Consider the following 15491-nt stretch of genomic DNA (forward strand, 5'->3'; position numbering starts at 1 on the left):
TCCGGCTACCGCCCGTGACATCAGAACGTCGTTCTCATGTTGTCGGGGCGAGCCGGGGCGCTGTCTGTTCCAGGCGTGATTCACACCCACGAGGAAGGCAGCCCCGTGACGACATTCCAGAACGACGCCATCACCCCCGCGCAGGCCCCGACCAGGCATCCCGGCCTGCTGGCCTGGGTCTCGCAGACGGCCGCACTGACCACTCCGGAGCGCGTGGTGTGGATCGACGGTTCGGCTGAGCAGCACCAGGAGATCATCGACGAGCTCGTCGCCGCAGGCACTTTCGTGAAACTTGCGAAGAAACCGAACTCGTACTGGTGTGCCTCCGACCCCACTGACGTGGCCCGGGTCGAAGACCGCACCTTCATCTGTTCCGTCGACGAGGCCGACGCCGGCCCGACGAACAACTGGATGGACCCGGGCGAGATGCGGGCCGTTCTGAAAGACCTTTACCGCGGCTGCATGAAGGGCCGCACGATGTATGTGATCCCTTTTGTGATGGGGCATCTCGATGCCGAGAAACCGATGTTCGGCGTGGAGATCACCGACTCCCCCTACGTCGTCGTCTCGATGAACGTGATGGCCAAGACCGGCACCCGGGTGCTCGAGAAGATGGGCCCGTCGGCGGACTACGTGCCGGCGATGCACTCGATCGGTGCCCCGCTGGAGCCCGGCCAGGAGGATGTGGCCTGGCCCTGCAACGACACCAAGTACATCGTGCAGTTCCCGGAGAGTCGCGAGATCCAGTCGTTCGGTTCGGGTTACGGCGGCAACGCCCTGCTCGGCAAGAAGTGCTACTCGCTGCGCATCGCCTCGGCGATGGCCCGCGACGAGGGCTGGCTGGCCGAGCACATGCTGATCCTCAAGCTCACCTCACCGTCGAACGTGGTGAAGTACATCGCCGCCGCGTTCCCGAGTGCCTGCGGCAAGACCAACCTGGCGATGCTCGAGCCGACGATCCCCGGCTGGAAGGTCGAGACGCTGGGCGACGACATCGCCTGGATGCGGTTCGGCCACGACGGCCGGCTCTACGCCACGAACCCCGAGAACGGCCTGTTCGGAGTGGCTCCCGGTACCGGCTGGGACACCAACCCGAACGCGATGCGGGCGATCGAGGCGGGCGGATCGGTGTTCACCAACGTGGCGCTGACCGACGACGGCGACATCTGGTGGGAGGGCATGACCCCGCAGCCACCCGAGCATCTCACCGACTGGCACGGCAACGACTGGACACCCGCGTCCGAAAGCCCTTCGTCGCACCCGAACTCGCGGTTCTGCACGCCGATCCGCAATTGCCCGATCCTCGCCGCCGAATACGACGACCCGGCCGGTGTGCCGATCTCAGCCATCCTCTTCGGCGGGCGCCGCAAGACCACGATCCCGCTGGTCACGCAGTCGCGGGACTGGACCCACGGCACGTTCATGGGTGCGACCCTGAGCTCCGAGACCACCGCCGCCGCGACCGGCGCGGTCGGCGTGGTGCGCCGTGACCCGATGGCCATGCTGCCGTTCATCGGCTACAACGCCGGCGACTACTTCCAGCACTGGATCGACGTGGGCAAGGGCGCCGACGCCGACAAACTGCCGAAGATCTTCTACGTCAACTGGTTCCGGCGTGATGAGGACGGCGGGTTTCTCTGGCCGGGCTACGGCGAGAACGGCCGCGTGCTGAAGTGGGTGGTGGAGCGGCTGGAGGGCCAGGTCGCCGCCGTCGAGACCCCGATCGGCCATGTGCCGGCGCCGGGCACGCTCGACATCAGCGGCCTCGATCTCGGCGAGGACCAGCTGGAGCAGGCCGTGCGCGTCGACCCGGACGAGTGGAGGGCCGAGATCCCGCTGATCGAGGAGTGGTTCGACAAGATCGGGGAGAAAACGCCGACCACCCTGCTCACCGAGCTGAACGATCTGAAGGCCCGCCTGGGCGCCGCCTGAACCCCTTCGTGATCATGCAAGACCTCCCCGGAGTTCTAGAACTCATCGCGCGGTGAGTTCCAGAACGCTGGGGAGGTCTTGCATGATCACGGAAGGCTTTATTCGTAGAGGACATACTCCGGGCGGGGCTTCAGCTTCAGTACCTGCGACGGCGTCATCAGCTTTCCGTGCTCCCGGTCTTCCTCGAAGAACAGCTTGAAACCGGCGTGGGTACCGTCAGGCAGGGGTTGCACCAGCTTGCGCCAGGTCTTCTCCTTGTCCACCCGCGCGCCGATCCCGTCCACGCTCAGGATGAACTGCAGGCCCTTGCGCTTCCGGATCTTCGGCACGTCACTGATGATCCGGGGCGCGAGCTGGTGCACCACGAAAGCCTTTTCCGGCAGACCGCGCTGGGTCACGAACTTCGAGAGCCACAGCGACACCTGGTTGAGCTCACCCGCGCTGGTGTGGCCGTAGACATGGCCGGGTGTCTGCTTCGGCCCGACCGCCCATTCCGGGTCCAGGGCCAGGCCCACGTCGGGCTCCTCCAGCCACTTGCTCATCGCGGTGACCTCGGTGAGGAAGTCGGCCCGGCCGGGCTGGATGTTCAGCAGCAGCAATGCCTTGTTCGCACGGGCCACCTTCAGGTAGCGCTCGATCTCGGTGTCCCGGGTGCGGGCCCGGTACATCTTGTCCCGGCCCGGCGACGCCTGCACCACGGTGGTGATGAGCTCCAGCACCGGCAGCGGCTCCCGCCCGTCACCGGCGTACTTCCGGCCGAGCTTCTCGATCTCGTCGACCCGGGCCTGCAGATCGCCGATGCCCAGCCGGCCGAACGACTTGGCAGCCCCTCCGGAATAGCCCACGAGGCGATAGCGCGGGAAGAGCTCGGTACCGCCCCGCGGCAGTTCCTGGGCCGCCGGGGCGGCCGTCGAGGTCGTTTCCGAGGTCACCGGTGCGGTGGTCGGGTCGACCGCACTGCCTGAGGACGCCGTTGAGCTTCCCTGCGGATCCGCGGTTCCCGGGGTGGCTGGGGTCGTCGAGGTGGCCGGGGCGGGTGGGGAACTGCTCGTGGACGTGGCGAGGGGCGGGGTGTTCGTCGTCCCCGATCCGCACCCGGCGACCACCAGGGAAGCCAGCGACACCAACCCCACCCCCACAGACAGATTCCGGCGCAACAAGGGCCGAGCGGGGCGCATAGGGGCAACCTCCGGGTGCTGTGGGTCTGATGTGACTCTCGTATGACTCTCGGGTGGCGCACCCATCCGACCACGACTCGGACGAACGGCGCACCTCTGGGCACCCGAACGGATGAGATCCGGAGAAGGCCGACAAAACACGAGAGGGCCCTGTCAACTGGTGACAGGGCCCTCTCGGACCGCGGAGGCGGCGAGATTTGAACTCGCGATGGGGGATAAACCCCAAACCCGCTTAGCAGGCGGGCGCCATAGACCGGACTAGGCGACGCCTCCTCGTGGTGCGGCAAGGCTACCGGTCCGGCACGCCTGACGGCAAAGCAGATGTCGCGGCGCGCCGTGATCAACCGGATTCAGAGCAAAGGAACGGGCCCGGAGAGGCACAGATCGGGCCTGGGCGAGACTGAATGAGATGGGACTGGTAGCCAACACAGCCGAAGCCCTTATTGTTAGCCACTAGCCAGATCCGCGCATATCGCGCTGATACGCCACGAATCCGGCCGTGTCACTTCGGTAACAATCTGATCGTGTGACCCACCGCACGACAGCAATGTTGTAACGAATTATCTATCTGCAGCGAGGCAGAGGGTTGGCACCGGTAGTGCATGCTCTTCCGGTCAGCATGTTCACGAGGCACCACCGATACGGCAGGAGACGCGGGTGACGCAGGTCGAGCCTTCATCTCGGCGCTCGCGACGATCCGATGCCGATGCCCGTTACGGCGAGCAGTCGCGCGGTAACGAGCAGGCTCGACCGGGGCGCTCCGGCGGGCCCGGCTACGGCGGCGGGCACGACGATCGCGCGGGCAACCGGGCTCCCCGGGAACCGTGGGACTCCCCCGACAGCCGGGGTGAACGTCCCCCGAGCCGTTCCGGGAGCCGCGCCGGTGGGCCCTCCTCGCGACGTACGCAGCCCGCTCCCGAGCCGCTCCTGGACGACGAGGACGGCCGCCGCGGTAGCCACGCCACCACCTACGGCCAGGGTTTCTCCTGGGTCGTGGCCTGGACCATCATCGGTGCCCTGATCCCGGGCCTCGGCCTGATCGCCGCCGGCTGGCGCCGGCTCGGCGCCGCGGTGCTCGGCGTGCTCGCCCTCGTCGGTGCGGCCATCGCGGTCTGGGCCCTGAGCGGCAACATCATGAAGAAGGGCGTCTCGTTCGCCGTCGACCCGCAGAAGCTGCTGATGCTCGCCGTCGCAGCGGTGCTGATCGGCGTGCTCTGGGCCCTGACCATTCTTCTCACCAACAGCCAGCTGCGCCGCTACGCCACGCTCGACGCCGGTCAGAAGGCCTTCAGCTGGGTGGTGGTCGCGGCTCTCGTCATCGGCGTCGGCGTGCCCACCTACACCGTCGGTGACTACGCGCTCGTGCAGCGTGACCTGGTCAAGAGCCTGTTCAACAGCGAGAACGACAGCGACGCGGACGATGCCAAGCCCGATGCCGAGGCCGCCGACCCGTGGGCCGGCACCGATCGCATCAATGTGCTGCTCATCGGCTCCGACGCCGGCGCCACCCGGGAGGGCATCCGGCCCGACACGATGATCGTGGCGAGCATCCAGCCCTCCAGCGGCAACACCGTGCTTTTCAGCATCCCCCGCAGCCTGCAGCGGGTGCCGTTCAAGGCCGGTACACCGGGTGCGGAAGCCTGGCCCGAGGGCTACTACTGCCCCGAGGCCGGAGTCGGCAACGAGTGCCTCATCAACGCCATCTGGCGCTGGGCCGAGGGCGACGGTGCGCAGTACTACCCCAAGACCAAGTTCAAGAACCCCGGTCTACGAGCCACCGAAGACGCTCTCACCGGCGCCACCGGCCTGGAGATCGACACCTACGCGATGCTCAACCTCGAGGGCTTCGCCGACTTCATCGACGCCATCGGCGGCCTGACGCTGAACGTCTCCGAGCGCCTGCCGATCGGTGGTAACTCCAAGAACCCGGTCGCCAAGGCCTGGATCGAGGTCGGCGACAACCAGAAGATGGATGGTTACCACTCGCTCTGGTACGCCCGGTCGCGCTGGAGCACCGACGACTACGACCGCATGCGCCGCCAGCGTTGTGTGATCGCCGCCGTGACGGATCAGGCCGACCCGGTCACCATCGCCAAGAGCTGGACCAAGATCGCCAAGGCCCTGAAGAACAACATGGCCACCGGCATCCCACAGTCCGACCTCCAGGCCTGGGTCGAGCTCGCCACCCGCGTGCAGGGCGGCAAGGTCACGAGCCTCTCATTCACCAACGAGGCCGTCGGCGGCACCACGGTCAACCCGGACTTCGACCTGATGCACTCGAAGGTGAAGAAGGCGATCAAGAAGTCCGAGAACGCCGGCAAGAAGAAGTCGACCGCCACCTCGACCGCCACGCCGAGCGCGGGCGCCTCGACCGGCACGGACAAGAGCACGGGGTCGGGCACCAAGAAGGACGACACCGACAAGACCGCCAAGGCCGAAGACCCGGACAACGCACAGGACGTCACCGAGGTCTGCTGATCTCCTCCGGTCGGTCGACCCTCGGGTCGGCCGACCGGACAGGCCAGGATCGGGCAGTCGCACACAAGTAGCCCGGTTGTCCCTTTCCGGACCCGGGATTTACTGCTCTGCGGGCATACTCACCGCTCAGTGCGCGAAGCGCGGCCGCCCGGGCCACCCGCGCCGAGGGGTGCGATGTCCGACCTACGCCAGCCGGATACCGGTCGACCCATGGCCGGCGGCCGGGTGGGCTCGTACGACGATGCGCCGATCGTCTCGGCCGGACGGCGCGGCAGTCACGCCACACGTCACGGTCAGGGCTTCTCCTGGGTGATCGGCTGGACGATCATCGGTTCCCTGCTGCCCGGTTCGGGCCTGCTGGCGGCCGGGCGCCGTCGCACGGGCGGGTTCGTCCTCGGCCTGACCGGTGCCGGGCTCGTGGCCCTGGGCTGGGCCGCCCTGGAAGGCGATCCGCTGGACCGGGTCCAGAGCCTGGTGGTCGAGCCGGGCCGGCTGATGATCGCGACGGTCTCGATCGCCGTCGTCGCCACGATCTGGGTGCTCTCGATCGTGATCACCCACACCCAGCTGCGCCGCGAGGCCTCGCTCGGCACCGGCCAGCGGCTGTTCTCCACCGTGCTGGTGCTGGCCCTGGTCATCGCTGTGGCCCTGCCCGCCTATCAGCTCGGGCGGTACGCGCTGATCGGGCGGGACCTGGTGGACGCCGTGTTCCAGGACCGGGTCGACGCCGAGACCAGCTCGGTGCTGGCTGATTCCGCGCTGGCCGACCCGTGGGCCGGCACCCCGCGGGTGAACGTGCTGCTGATCGGGTCGGACGCGGGTGAGGACCGGGTCGGCATCCGCCCGGACACGATGATCGTCGCGAGCATCGACACCCGGACGGGCAACACCGTGCTCTTCAGCCTGCCCCGCAACCTGGAGAGGGTGCCCTTCCCGCTGGGCACCCCCGGGAACAGTGCCTGGCCGGATGGTTTCGACTGCGGCGACGCCTGCCTGTTGAATGCCGTCTGGACCTGGGCCGAGGGACCAGGCTCGGGCTACGACGATTTCCGCAACCCGGGCCTGGCCGCGACCGAGGATGCGATCGAGGGCGCCACCGGCTTGAAGATCGACACCTACGCCATGCTCAACCTCAAGGGCTTCGCCGAATTCGTCAACGCCATCGGCGGTCTCACGGTCAACGTGCGCGAGCGACTGCCGATCGGCGGTGACAGCAACCCCGCCTCACCGATTTACCGCACGGCCACCGGCGGCTGGATCGAGATCGGCGACCAGCAGCACCTGGACGGCTATCACGCCCTCTGGTTCGCCCGGTCGCGGTGGGCCAGCGACGACTACCACCGCATGCAGCGCCAGCGGTGCGTGATCGCCGCGTTCGTCAGCCAGGTCGACCCGGTGACGGTGGCCCTGCAGTTCCCGAAGCTGGCCAAGGCCGCCAAGCGCAACATCACCACCGGCATCCCGCTGAGCGATCTGGACGCCTGGGTGGACCTAAGCAAGCGGGTGCAGGGCGGCCGGGTGACCAGCCTGCCCTTCACCCGCCAGGTGGTGGACGTGGTCCACCCGGACTTCGATCGCGTGCACGAACTGGTCGAGCGGTCGATCAGCAGCTCCGAGCAGGCCACCACGCCGAAACCCAAGCCAGGTAAGGCCAGGACAGCCAAGCCGGCGAACCCGAACAAGGCCCAGGACGTGAAGTCGGTCTGCTGAAAACCCTCTCCGTGATCATGCAAATCCCCCAGCCTTCGGCCGGGAGGTGCCCCCACTCCCCAGAGTTCTAGAACTCCGTCACCCACAGTTCTAGAACGCCGGGGAGGTTTTGCATGATCACGAACGGTTTTTTAGGGGGTTGCCACCGGCTGCTCCACCGTCAGGGCCCCGTCCGCATAGGCCGCGCGCAGCACCTTCTTGTCGAACTTGCCCACGCTGGTCTTGGGCACCTCGGTGACGAACGCCCAGCGCTCGGGCACCTGCCAGCGCGCCACCCGGGTCTGGAGATAGGTCCGTAGCTCCTCGACGTCCGGCACCGCCCCCTCACCGAGCACCACCACCGCCAGGGGCCGCTCACCCCACTTGTCGTCGGGCACCCCGACCACGCTGGCCTCGTGCACCGCCGGATGCCCCATCAGGGCGTTCTCCAGGTCGATGGAGCTGATCCACTCACCACCGGACTTGATCACGTCCTTGGCGCGGTCGGTGACGGTCAGGTACCCGTCGGGCGTCAGGCTGCCGATGTCGCCGGTGCGCAGCCAGCCGTCGTCGAACTTGTCCGGGTCTTCTTCGCGGTAGTAGGAACCGGTGATCCACGGCCCGCGAACCTCGATCTCGCCCACCGCCTCGTTGTCCCAGGGCTGCGCGGAACCGTCCGGGCCGACCAGCCGGGCCTCCACGTGCAGGGCGAGCCGGCCCTGGCTGTGCCGGTATTGCCAGTACTCCTCGCCTTCGGTGCCGACCGGCGCGATGGCGACCGTGCCCAGCGGCGAGGTCTCGGTCATCCCCCAGCCGTGCAGGATGGTGACGCCGTACCGGTCGTGGAAGGCGTGCATCAGCGCGGGCGGGCAGGCCGACCCGCCGATGATCACCTCGCCGAGGGAGCTGACGTCGGCCTCCGGGTGCGCGTCGAGGTACTCCAGCACGCCGGTCATGATCGTGGGAACGGCGCCGCCGCAGGTGACCTTCTCCGCCTCGATCATCTTCACCAGCGGCTCGGCCTGGAGGAAGCGGTCGGGCATCACGATGCTCGCGCCCGACAGCATCGCCGCGTAGGGCAGGCCCCAGGCATTGGCGTGGAAGAGCGGCACGATCGAGAGGGCCCGGGCGTTCTGGTTCAGACTCAGGGCATTGCTGCCGGCGCAGAACGTGGCGTGCAGCAGATTCGAACGGTGCGAGTAGACAACGCCTTTCGGGTTGCCGGTGGTGCCCGAGGTGTAACACATCAGTGCGCCGTCGTTCTCGTCGAGCTCCGGCCACACGAAGGTGTCGGGCTGGGCGTCGAGCAGGGCGCGGTAGTCGTGCACCTGACGCTTGCCACCGCCCGCCAGCGCCTGGGCCACCTCGTCGGGCACCGGGCCGTTGACCACCACGTGCTGCACCAGCGGGGCATGCTCGAGGAGCGCGGCGAACGGCTGGGCCAGGGAGTTGTCGACGAAGACCACGTGGTCCTCGGCGTGGTTCACCACGTAGACCAGCTGCTGCGGGAACAGCCGGATGTTGATCGTGTGCAGCACGGCGCCGGCGGCCGGCACGCCCAGGTAGAGCTCGAGATGCTCCTCGTTGTTCCACATGAACGTGCCGACCCGCTGGTCACCGTCCACCCCGAGCGAACGCAGGGCGTTCGCCAGGCGGCGGCAGTCCTTGGCGACGTCGGTGAACGACGAGCGCCGGGGGCCGTCGGCCCCCCAGGTCACCACCTCGGAACCGGGGTAGACCGTTCCCGCGTACTCAATCAGCCGGGAGGTCAGAAGCGGAACATTCTGCATCGTGCTGCGCATGTGAGATCACCTCGTCGTGACACGGGACACATCGACGATCAAACGCACACGGTAGGTCAGAGGTTTCCCCGGCGGGGGGTTTCGGGGGCGATCAACCGTTCCAGTGGTCGATCACCGCGGTTCCGCGGTCCCAGTTGAGCACGCTGAGCGTGGAGGTGTGCAGAGCCAGGTGCGCGGCAAGGTGCGGCTCCTGACCGATCCAGCGGGCCGCCAGCACCCGCAGGAAGTGGGCGTGGGCCACCACCACGGCCCGGGTGGGCGCCTCCCGGCGCACCCGGGCGATCACCGCGTCCGCCCGCTCCGCCACCTGCTCGACGGTCTCCCCGCCGGGCACCGGCGAGTCCCAGATCGACCAGCCCGGCGCCTTCTCCTGGATCTGGGCGGTGGTGATGCCCTCGTAGTCGCCGTAGTCCCATTCCACGGCCTGAGGCTCGGGCTCCGGGGCCAGACCGGCCAGTTCGGCGGTTCGCCAGGCGCGCTGCAGCGGGCTGGCCAGTTGCAGGTCGAAGTGCACGCCGGCCAGACGGGGAACGAGGGCGGCGGCCCCCTCCTCACCCTCGGGCAGGAGCGGGATGTCGGAGCGGCCGGTGTGCCGACGGTCACGGGCCCATTCAGTGAGGCCGTGACGGATCAGCCAGAGTTCTGGTTCGTACGAGGTCACACGGCCGATCTTCACACGGGCGCGAGAACAGTTCCCACGATCTGCCCCACCTGGCCCACCCTCCACAACTCCGACCGGTGGAAGTCGAGGCCGGACGAGCGCACCAGCACCAGGCCGAGCGGGCTGCTGCCGATCGGGACGAGCGCCGTGCCGCTGTTCGGCTCGGCGGCCCCCGGGGCGGTCATCCGCACCGAGGCCAGGCGCAGCGGCGAGGTCAGCACCACGTGCTCCGGCCCCGGACTGGCGGAACTCACGGTGAGCACGGAGGAGACGACGGCCAGGTCAGTGCCGTACTCCACCAGCGCCGCCCAGTCGGCCCCGAAGCAGTGCGGGGCGCCGTCGACCAGGGTCTGCAGGCCCCGCTCGGGCCGGGACAGCACCTGATCGATCAGTTCCAGGTCGGCGTGACCGGTGACCGGCGGGGCGGGGTACTGCAGGCCGGTGACGCTGACGCCCGGCAGGCCGTCGAGCCGGGCGGCGACCCGTTCCAGGTGGGCGACATCACGGACCCGCACGAACACGTCGTCCAGGGCCCGCCCGGACTCGCTCTCCAGCACGTCGATCTCGGCGATGTCGGCGCCCACCGAACCGATGGCAGAGGTGACGCGGCCGAGCGTGCCAGGCCGGTCCGGGATGCTGAACCGTACGCGCGCGAGCAAACCGGTCCTCCTGGTTCAGTCCCCCGTCGATGATGAGAGGAACAGGATTCCACACCGCACCGGGCCGCCACCGGCCACCCACGAGACGCCCACAGGCCAGGTGAAGAGGGGTACGTCACGAAAGGCGCACCAGCCCCAAAGGGCCCAGAATGATCATGGTGAGCGAAAGACGACCGAACGAGACCCCGTCCGAACGCGCCGATCGCAACTTCGGCGACCTGTTGCAGGAACTGCGGGTCACCCAGACCGGTGTGCAGATCCTGTTCGCCTTCCTGCTGACGCTTCCGCTGCAGAGCCGCTTCGAGTCGCTGGACGCCTGGGAGCGCGACGTCTACGTGGCGTCGCTCCTGCTCTCGGCCATGGCCACGGTGTGCCTGATCGCCCCCGTCGCCTATCACCGGGCGGTGTTCTCCCTCCACAAGAAGCCTTTGGTGGTGCGGGTCGCCGCCCGCTTCGCCATCGGCGGCCTCTTCTTCCTCGCCCTGGCCATCTGCTGCGCGGTCGACCTGGTGCTCGACCTGGTGCTGGGGCGGGGCACCGCACTCGCCATCACCGGCGGTCTGGCCCTGGTACTGCTGGCCACCTGGGTGATCTTCCCGTTGCTGCAGCGCGTGGGCGATCTGCCCGAAGACGCGGCGGAGAGCACGCCGCCCGAAGACCACTAAGCTGTGTACGAAGCTACCGGTCGGCACGAAGCTGACCGAAGTCGGCATGGAGGTGGTCACCGTGACGGGGCCGGACGAGGTCCATGCCCTCGATCGCTCGAGTCCCATGCCGCTCTGGGCCCAGCTCCAGCAGGAGCTGACCAGAAGACTTCAGGCGGGCGCGTTCGATCAGGAGTTCCCGGGCGAGCTCGAGCTGGTCGAGGCCTACGCCGTATCCCGCTACACCGTGCGGGAGGCACTGCGGCGTCTGCGTGAGTCCCGGCTGATCGACTCGGCCAAGGGCCGGGGTTCGTGGGTGCGTCGTGGGGGTGACTCCAACCCGCCGCTCGGCAGCCTGTACTCGCTGTTCCGCGAGGTCGACGCGCAGGGCATCCGGCAGCGCAGCATCGTGATCGCGCAGGAGATCGTCACCTGGGCGGCAGCGGCCGAAGAGCTCGGGCTCGAGCCCGGCACCCCGCTGTTCCACCTCGAGCGCATGCGGCTGGCCGACGAACTGCCGATGGCGCACGACCGGGTCTGGATCCCGGCCGACATCGCCGGCCCGCTGCTCGACGTCGACTTCACCGTGTCCGGCCTCTACGACGAGCTCGCCGCCCGCTGCGGTGTCTCGATGGCCGGGGGGCGCGAGCGGATCGGCGCGATCATGCCCACGCAGCGCGACCGCGACCTGCTCGCCGTACCGCCCGACGTCGCCTGTTTCCAGATCGAGCGGGTGAGCACCGTGCAGCAGCGCCGCATGGAATACCGCCACACCGTGGTGCGGGCCGACCGCTACTCGGTGCTGGCCGAGTGGTCGCCGCAGGGCTACACCGTGGCGGCCGAACCGCTCGACGGCCCCCCGAAGGCGTCCTCAGAGAGCTGAACCCCACCAGAATTGAGGACGCGGACGCGCACCGGTGGTGCGCGTCCTCAATTTTCGCTTCTCGCACCGGGGAGAGCCCGTGACACTCGCCTACACGTTCTGGCACCGGCCGCAGGCCGGAATCTCGCCCGAGGGCTACGAGCGTGATCTCTCGCTCTTCCACGAGCGGCTGGGCATGCTCGGCACCGGGCAGATTCCGGGCTACCTGGGGTCGTACTCGCTGCGGGTGCCCGACCTGCCCTGGCAGAGCGGTGGCGGTTACGAGGACTGGTACCTGGTCGACGGTTACGCCGCGCTCGGGGTACTGGCCGACGCGGCCGTCGACGAGACCCGCCTGGCCCGGCACGACGCCCTGGCCGGAGCGGTGCTCGACGGCACGGGCGGTCTGTACGGGCTGCGTCTCGGCAGCGCCGCCCCGGCCGAGGGTGCCTGGGTGGGCTGGGGTCACAAACGCCCGGGGGTGGGCTACGCCGAGCTGTTCTCCGACCTCGAGTCCCGGGTGGAAGACGGCTCGCTGAGCGCGGTCTGGCAGCGCCAGCTGGTGCTGGGCCCGGCGCCGGAGTTCCGCCTCGAAGGACGTACCCCGGTCACCGTGGCCGGTCTGGATCTACTGCTGGGGCTTGCCGTCGGTACCGTCGCCTGAGATGAGCCAGCCGTGCGGCGCCGCCAGTTCGTCCGCCGCCGCGGGGCCCATGCTGCCCGGCTCGTACGGCTGCGGCGTGGGCTTGTTCTTCAGCACCGGATCCGCCACGCGCCAGGCGTGTTCGAGGCCCGCGCTGCTGGTGAACAGGGAACGGTCACCGGTCAGCACGTCGTAGAGCAGAGCCACGTAGGGCGGTAGCGGATCCGCGTCCTCGATCCGGTCGAGTTCGAGCGTCTGCCGCACGTGTGCGAGCCGGATCCCCGCCCCCGGCCGCTTCAGCACGAAATCGGCTTCCACCGAACCGGATCCCGCCAGCGACAGGGAGATCGTACTGGGCTCGTCCGACTGCGGCAGGGGCCCTTCGACCGGCTTCATCACCAGGCTGACCCGCTGCTCGCTGACGCCCAGCCGCTTGCCGCTGCGCAGCAGGAACGGCACGCCGTGCCAGCGATCGGTGTCGACCCACAGCCGCACCGCGCAGAACGTGTCGGTCTGTGAGTCGTCGGCCACACCCTCCAGGTCGCGGTAACCCTCGAACTGCCCGAGCACCACATCGTCCGGCGACAACGGCCGGAACGCGGCGATCACCGATTCCCGGGCGTCCTGCAGGTCCTGGGCGTCCAGGCTCAGCGGCGGCTCCATCGCGATCTCGGCCGCGACCTGCATCAGGTGGGTCACCACCATGTCCATCATCGCGCCGGTGGCGTCGTAGAAGCCCGCGCGGTTGGCCACGTCGAGGGTCTCCGGCACGTCGATCTGCACGGCGGCCACGTGGTGGCCGTGCCAGGCCGTGCTGAAGGTCTGGTTCGCGAACCGCAGCACGTGCAGGTTCTGCGTGGCCTCCTTGCCGAGGAAGTGGTCGATGCGGAAGACCTGCTCCTCGTCGAGAGCATCGTGCACCGTGGCGTCGAGCTGCCGGAAGTCGTCGGGCGAGGTGCCGTAGGGCTTCTCGAACACCACCCGGGCGTGGTCGGTGAGGCCGTGCTTCTTCAGGGCTTTCGCGGTCGGCTCGAAGGCGACCGGCGGAATCGCCAGGTAGTGGATGAAGTTCGGCTGGACCTCGTCGTCGAGCTCGTCCTCGACGTCGCGGATGACGTCTAGCAGACTGCCCGGACCGGTCTCGTCGAAACCCCCGCCGGCGAACAGCAGGTTTTTCGAGAAGGCCTCCCACTCGGCATCTTCCACGTCATCGCCGAGGGATTCGCGCACCTTGGCCCGGAAGTCCTCATGGGCCACGTCACCCCGCCCGTTGCCGATGAGTCTCCACTCCTTCGGCAGCAGGTTCTTCTGCGCCAGGGTGTAGAAGGCGGGCAGCACCATTCGCGCGGCGAGATCGCCGGTTGCGCCGAACAGCACGAAGATCGTGGGTGAAGCCGGGGTCTCAGGCACAACAAGATCCTCACCCGATCCCACCCCCCTCGCCATCCGAGTCCCACCCCCTCTTCCCCCTTCCTCCCCCCTTCTTGCCCCCCTTCTTGCCCCCCTTCTTTCTCCGTGATCATGCAAAACCTCCCCGGAGTTCTAGAACAGTCGACGCAAGAGTTCTAGAACGCCGGGGAGGTTTTGCATGATCACGAGATAGGAAAGCGCCGACGTCTCATAAATTGGATCCAATCTTTACCTGATTGAACCCAACGACACGCTCGCGCCGGGATACGGTCCAGAGATGGTCACGGAGCAGAGCGAAGCAATAGTCGTGGACGGCCGGGAACAGGCCGCCCGAGCCCGTGACCGGGCGGCCGTGTCCCTGGCCTTCGTCAGTGGGGCGACCGACGCGACCGGTCTGCTCGCGCTGGGCGGCACCTTCACCAGCGTGATGACCGGCAACCTCGTCCTCCTCGGGAGCGGCCTGGCCCAGGGCGAACCGGACATCTGGGCGCACGCCGCCTACGCCATCGCCGCCTTCGTCATCGGCGCTGCGATCGGCACCCGGGTGGCGGGCACCTCGGTGTCCAGCGACCCGGTCTGGCCGGCCGCCGTGAACCGCGCGCTGCTGGTGGAGTTCGTCGTCTTCGCGATCTACGCCGCCTTCTACTGGGGCACCGGCAACCATCCCGAGGGCACGCTGATGGCCGTGCTGCTGGCCCTGAACGCCTTCGCCCTGGGCATGCAGAGCAGCGCGATCCAGCGGTACGGCGTCTCCGGGCTGTCCACCACGTACATGACCGGAACCCTGACCACCCTGGTCATCCGGCTGGCCTCGGGCAAGCCGCTGCGTGATGTCGCCCACAGCGGCACCCTGCTGATCTCGCTGATCGTGGGCGCGGCCGCGGCCGCGGCCGCCCTGCGCTGGGCCCCGGGACTCGTGCCCGCGCTCCAGCTGACCGGCGTCGCCCTGGCCCTGGGGCTGGGCGCGTGGAGCCACCGCCGGCACGGTCAGGCACCCCGCTAGATTGACGGCATGCCCGAGTTCAATCTGACCCCGCGAGCACGCATCTGGATCGCCGTCTGGCTGACCGGCGTGGTCGCGCTGGTGCTGATCACGGTGCTGACCGACCTCAACGACACCGTGGTGGGCGGTGCCCTGGGCGCCTGGTGCGGTCTCGCGATCGCCGTGGTCATGGTGCGGTACGAGCGCGCCAAGAAGCAGCCGCCGACCCAGCTGGCCAAGGAGCGTTACGGCAAGAGGTGACCCGATCGTGACTGCCGGAATTCTCTGACCAGCAGGTAGATTGACGGGCATGACCAAGGGACAGCGATACCGGATCATCGGCTGGTCCGTCTTCGCCTTTCTCGGCCTGCTCCGCGCCGCCTACGGGGTGAGCCAGGGCTATGAGTTCGGCATCCTGCTCGGCGTGCTCTGGTGCGCCTTCGGCGCCTGGAAGGCCTGGTCGGAGGCCACGATCGTCGACGAACAGGCGCTCGCCGGGGGGCGCCTGCGCAAGCAGCCCGACCGTCCCGCGAAGACGAAGCGTCAATAGC

14 protein-coding genes and 1 tRNA gene are annotated in these 15491 nt (G+C 68.4%); 9 read left to right on the forward strand and 6 right to left on the reverse strand.

Features of this window, described 5'->3' with window-relative positions; all coding sequences use genetic code 11:
* Nucleotides 1-105 precede the first annotated feature (105 nt).
* Entirely contained in the window at nt 106-1932 is a 1827-nt protein-coding gene (locus QSK05_RS00190) for a phosphoenolpyruvate carboxykinase (GTP) (RefSeq protein WP_285592601.1), read from the forward strand.
* Nucleotides 1933-2030: 98 nt separating this feature from the next.
* Here QSK05_RS00190 and QSK05_RS00195 read toward each other — a convergent pair whose 3' ends face one another.
* Complete coding sequence (locus tag QSK05_RS00195; protein ID WP_285592603.1) at nt 2031-3056, reverse strand: hypothetical protein; 1026 nt, start codon at nt 3054-3056, stop codon at nt 2031-2033.
* Nucleotides 3057-3292: 236 nt separating this feature from the next.
* Nucleotides 3293-3383 (reverse strand) — tRNA-Ser (locus tag QSK05_RS00200).
* 384 nt (nt 3384-3767) lie between these two features.
* On the opposite strand from QSK05_RS00200, the gene QSK05_RS00205 reads away from it, so the two are divergent.
* A complete protein-coding gene (locus tag QSK05_RS00205; RefSeq protein ID WP_285592605.1) occupies nt 3768-5588 on the forward strand; it encodes an LCP family glycopolymer transferase in 1821 nt (606 codons plus the stop codon).
* A 174-nt stretch (nt 5589-5762) separates the two neighbouring features.
* On the forward strand, nt 5763-7298 hold the full coding sequence (locus tag QSK05_RS00210; RefSeq protein WP_285592607.1) for an LCP family protein: 1536 nt from the start codon (nt 5763-5765) through the stop codon (nt 7296-7298).
* A 131-nt stretch (nt 7299-7429) separates the two neighbouring features.
* On the opposite strand, the gene QSK05_RS00215 is transcribed toward QSK05_RS00210, so the two are convergent.
* The 3 genes from QSK05_RS00215 to QSK05_RS00225 all read right to left on the reverse strand — a co-directional run bounded on the left by QSK05_RS00215 (nt 7430) and on the right by QSK05_RS00225 (nt 10399).
* Nucleotides 7430-9079 carry a long-chain fatty acid--CoA ligase gene (locus QSK05_RS00215; RefSeq protein WP_285592609.1) on the reverse strand — a complete coding sequence of 550 codons (1650 nt, stop codon included), beginning with the start codon at nt 9077-9079 and terminating at the stop codon, nt 7430-7432.
* Nucleotides 9080-9170: 91 nt separating this feature from the next.
* The gene (locus QSK05_RS00220) at nt 9171-9740 is read right to left on the reverse strand and encodes a histidine phosphatase family protein (RefSeq protein ID WP_285592611.1); all 570 of its coding nucleotides are present in this window, start codon (nt 9738-9740) and stop codon (nt 9171-9173) included.
* Nucleotides 9741-9751: 11 nt separating this feature from the next.
* A complete protein-coding gene (locus tag QSK05_RS00225; protein WP_285592613.1) occupies nt 9752-10399 on the reverse strand; it encodes an ACT domain-containing protein in 648 nt (215 codons plus the stop codon).
* Between the two features lie 158 nt (nt 10400-10557).
* Here QSK05_RS00225 and QSK05_RS00230 point away from each other — a divergent pair, with 158 nt between their 5' ends.
* The 3 genes from QSK05_RS00230 to QSK05_RS00240 all read left to right on the forward strand — a co-directional run bounded on the left by QSK05_RS00230 (nt 10558) and on the right by QSK05_RS00240 (nt 12569).
* Nucleotides 10558-11064, forward strand: coding sequence for a DUF6328 family protein (locus QSK05_RS00230; RefSeq protein WP_285592615.1), 507 nt, complete (start codon nt 10558-10560; stop codon nt 11062-11064).
* 46 nt (nt 11065-11110) lie between these two features.
* A complete protein-coding gene (locus QSK05_RS00235; RefSeq protein WP_231487325.1) occupies nt 11111-11926 on the forward strand; it encodes a GntR family transcriptional regulator in 816 nt (271 codons plus the stop codon).
* 79 nt (nt 11927-12005) lie between these two features.
* Nucleotides 12006-12569, forward strand: coding sequence for a hypothetical protein (locus QSK05_RS00240; RefSeq protein ID WP_285592619.1), 564 nt, complete (start codon nt 12006-12008; stop codon nt 12567-12569).
* Here the strand turns inward: QSK05_RS00240 and QSK05_RS00245 are convergent.
* Entirely contained in the window at nt 12534-13958 is a 1425-nt protein-coding gene (locus QSK05_RS00245) for a glucose-6-phosphate dehydrogenase (protein WP_285592620.1), read from the reverse strand. The genes QSK05_RS00240 and QSK05_RS00245 overlap by 36 nt on opposite strands.
* 277 nt (nt 13959-14235) lie before the next feature.
* Here QSK05_RS00245 and QSK05_RS00250 point away from each other — a divergent pair, with 277 nt between their 5' ends.
* Genes QSK05_RS00250 through QSK05_RS00260 form a run of 3 tightly spaced genes read left to right on the forward strand, consistent with a single transcriptional unit; the run spans nt 14236 to nt 15490 of the window.
* Nucleotides 14236-14961, forward strand: a complete 726-nt coding sequence (locus QSK05_RS00250; RefSeq protein ID WP_285592622.1) for a DUF1275 family protein — start codon at nt 14236-14238, stop codon at nt 14959-14961.
* A 9-nt stretch (nt 14962-14970) separates the two neighbouring features.
* Complete coding sequence (locus tag QSK05_RS00255) at nt 14971-15201, forward strand: hypothetical protein (RefSeq protein WP_285592624.1); 231 nt, start codon at nt 14971-14973, stop codon at nt 15199-15201.
* Between the two features lie 49 nt (nt 15202-15250).
* The gene (locus tag QSK05_RS00260) at nt 15251-15490 is read left to right on the forward strand and encodes a hypothetical protein (RefSeq protein ID WP_285592627.1); all 240 of its coding nucleotides are present in this window, start codon (nt 15251-15253) and stop codon (nt 15488-15490) included.
* The last annotated feature ends 1 nt before the right edge of the window (nt 15491 follow it).

This window comes from Kineosporia sp. NBRC 101731 (genome assembly GCF_030269305.1).
Classification (GTDB): domain Bacteria; phylum Actinomycetota; class Actinomycetes; order Actinomycetales; family Kineosporiaceae; genus Kineosporia.

Coding starts and splice junctions, on each gene's coding strand:
- QSK05_RS00210 (WP_285592607.1), top strand. CDS start 5,763: ATGTCCGACCTACGCCAGCCGGATACCGGTCGACCCATGGCCGGCGGC.
- QSK05_RS00215 (WP_285592609.1), bottom strand. CDS start 9,079: ATGCGCAGCACGATGCAGAATGTTCCGCTTCTGACCTCCCGGCTGATT.
- QSK05_RS00235 (WP_231487325.1), top strand. CDS start 11,111: ATGGAGGTGGTCACCGTGACGGGGCCGGACGAGGTCCATGCCCTCGAT.
- QSK05_RS00250 (WP_285592622.1), top strand. CDS start 14,236: ATGGTCACGGAGCAGAGCGAAGCAATAGTCGTGGACGGCCGGGAACAG.
- QSK05_RS00255 (WP_285592624.1), top strand. CDS start 14,971: ATGCCCGAGTTCAATCTGACCCCGCGAGCACGCATCTGGATCGCCGTC.
- QSK05_RS00260 (WP_285592627.1), top strand. CDS start 15,251: ATGACCAAGGGACAGCGATACCGGATCATCGGCTGGTCCGTCTTCGCC.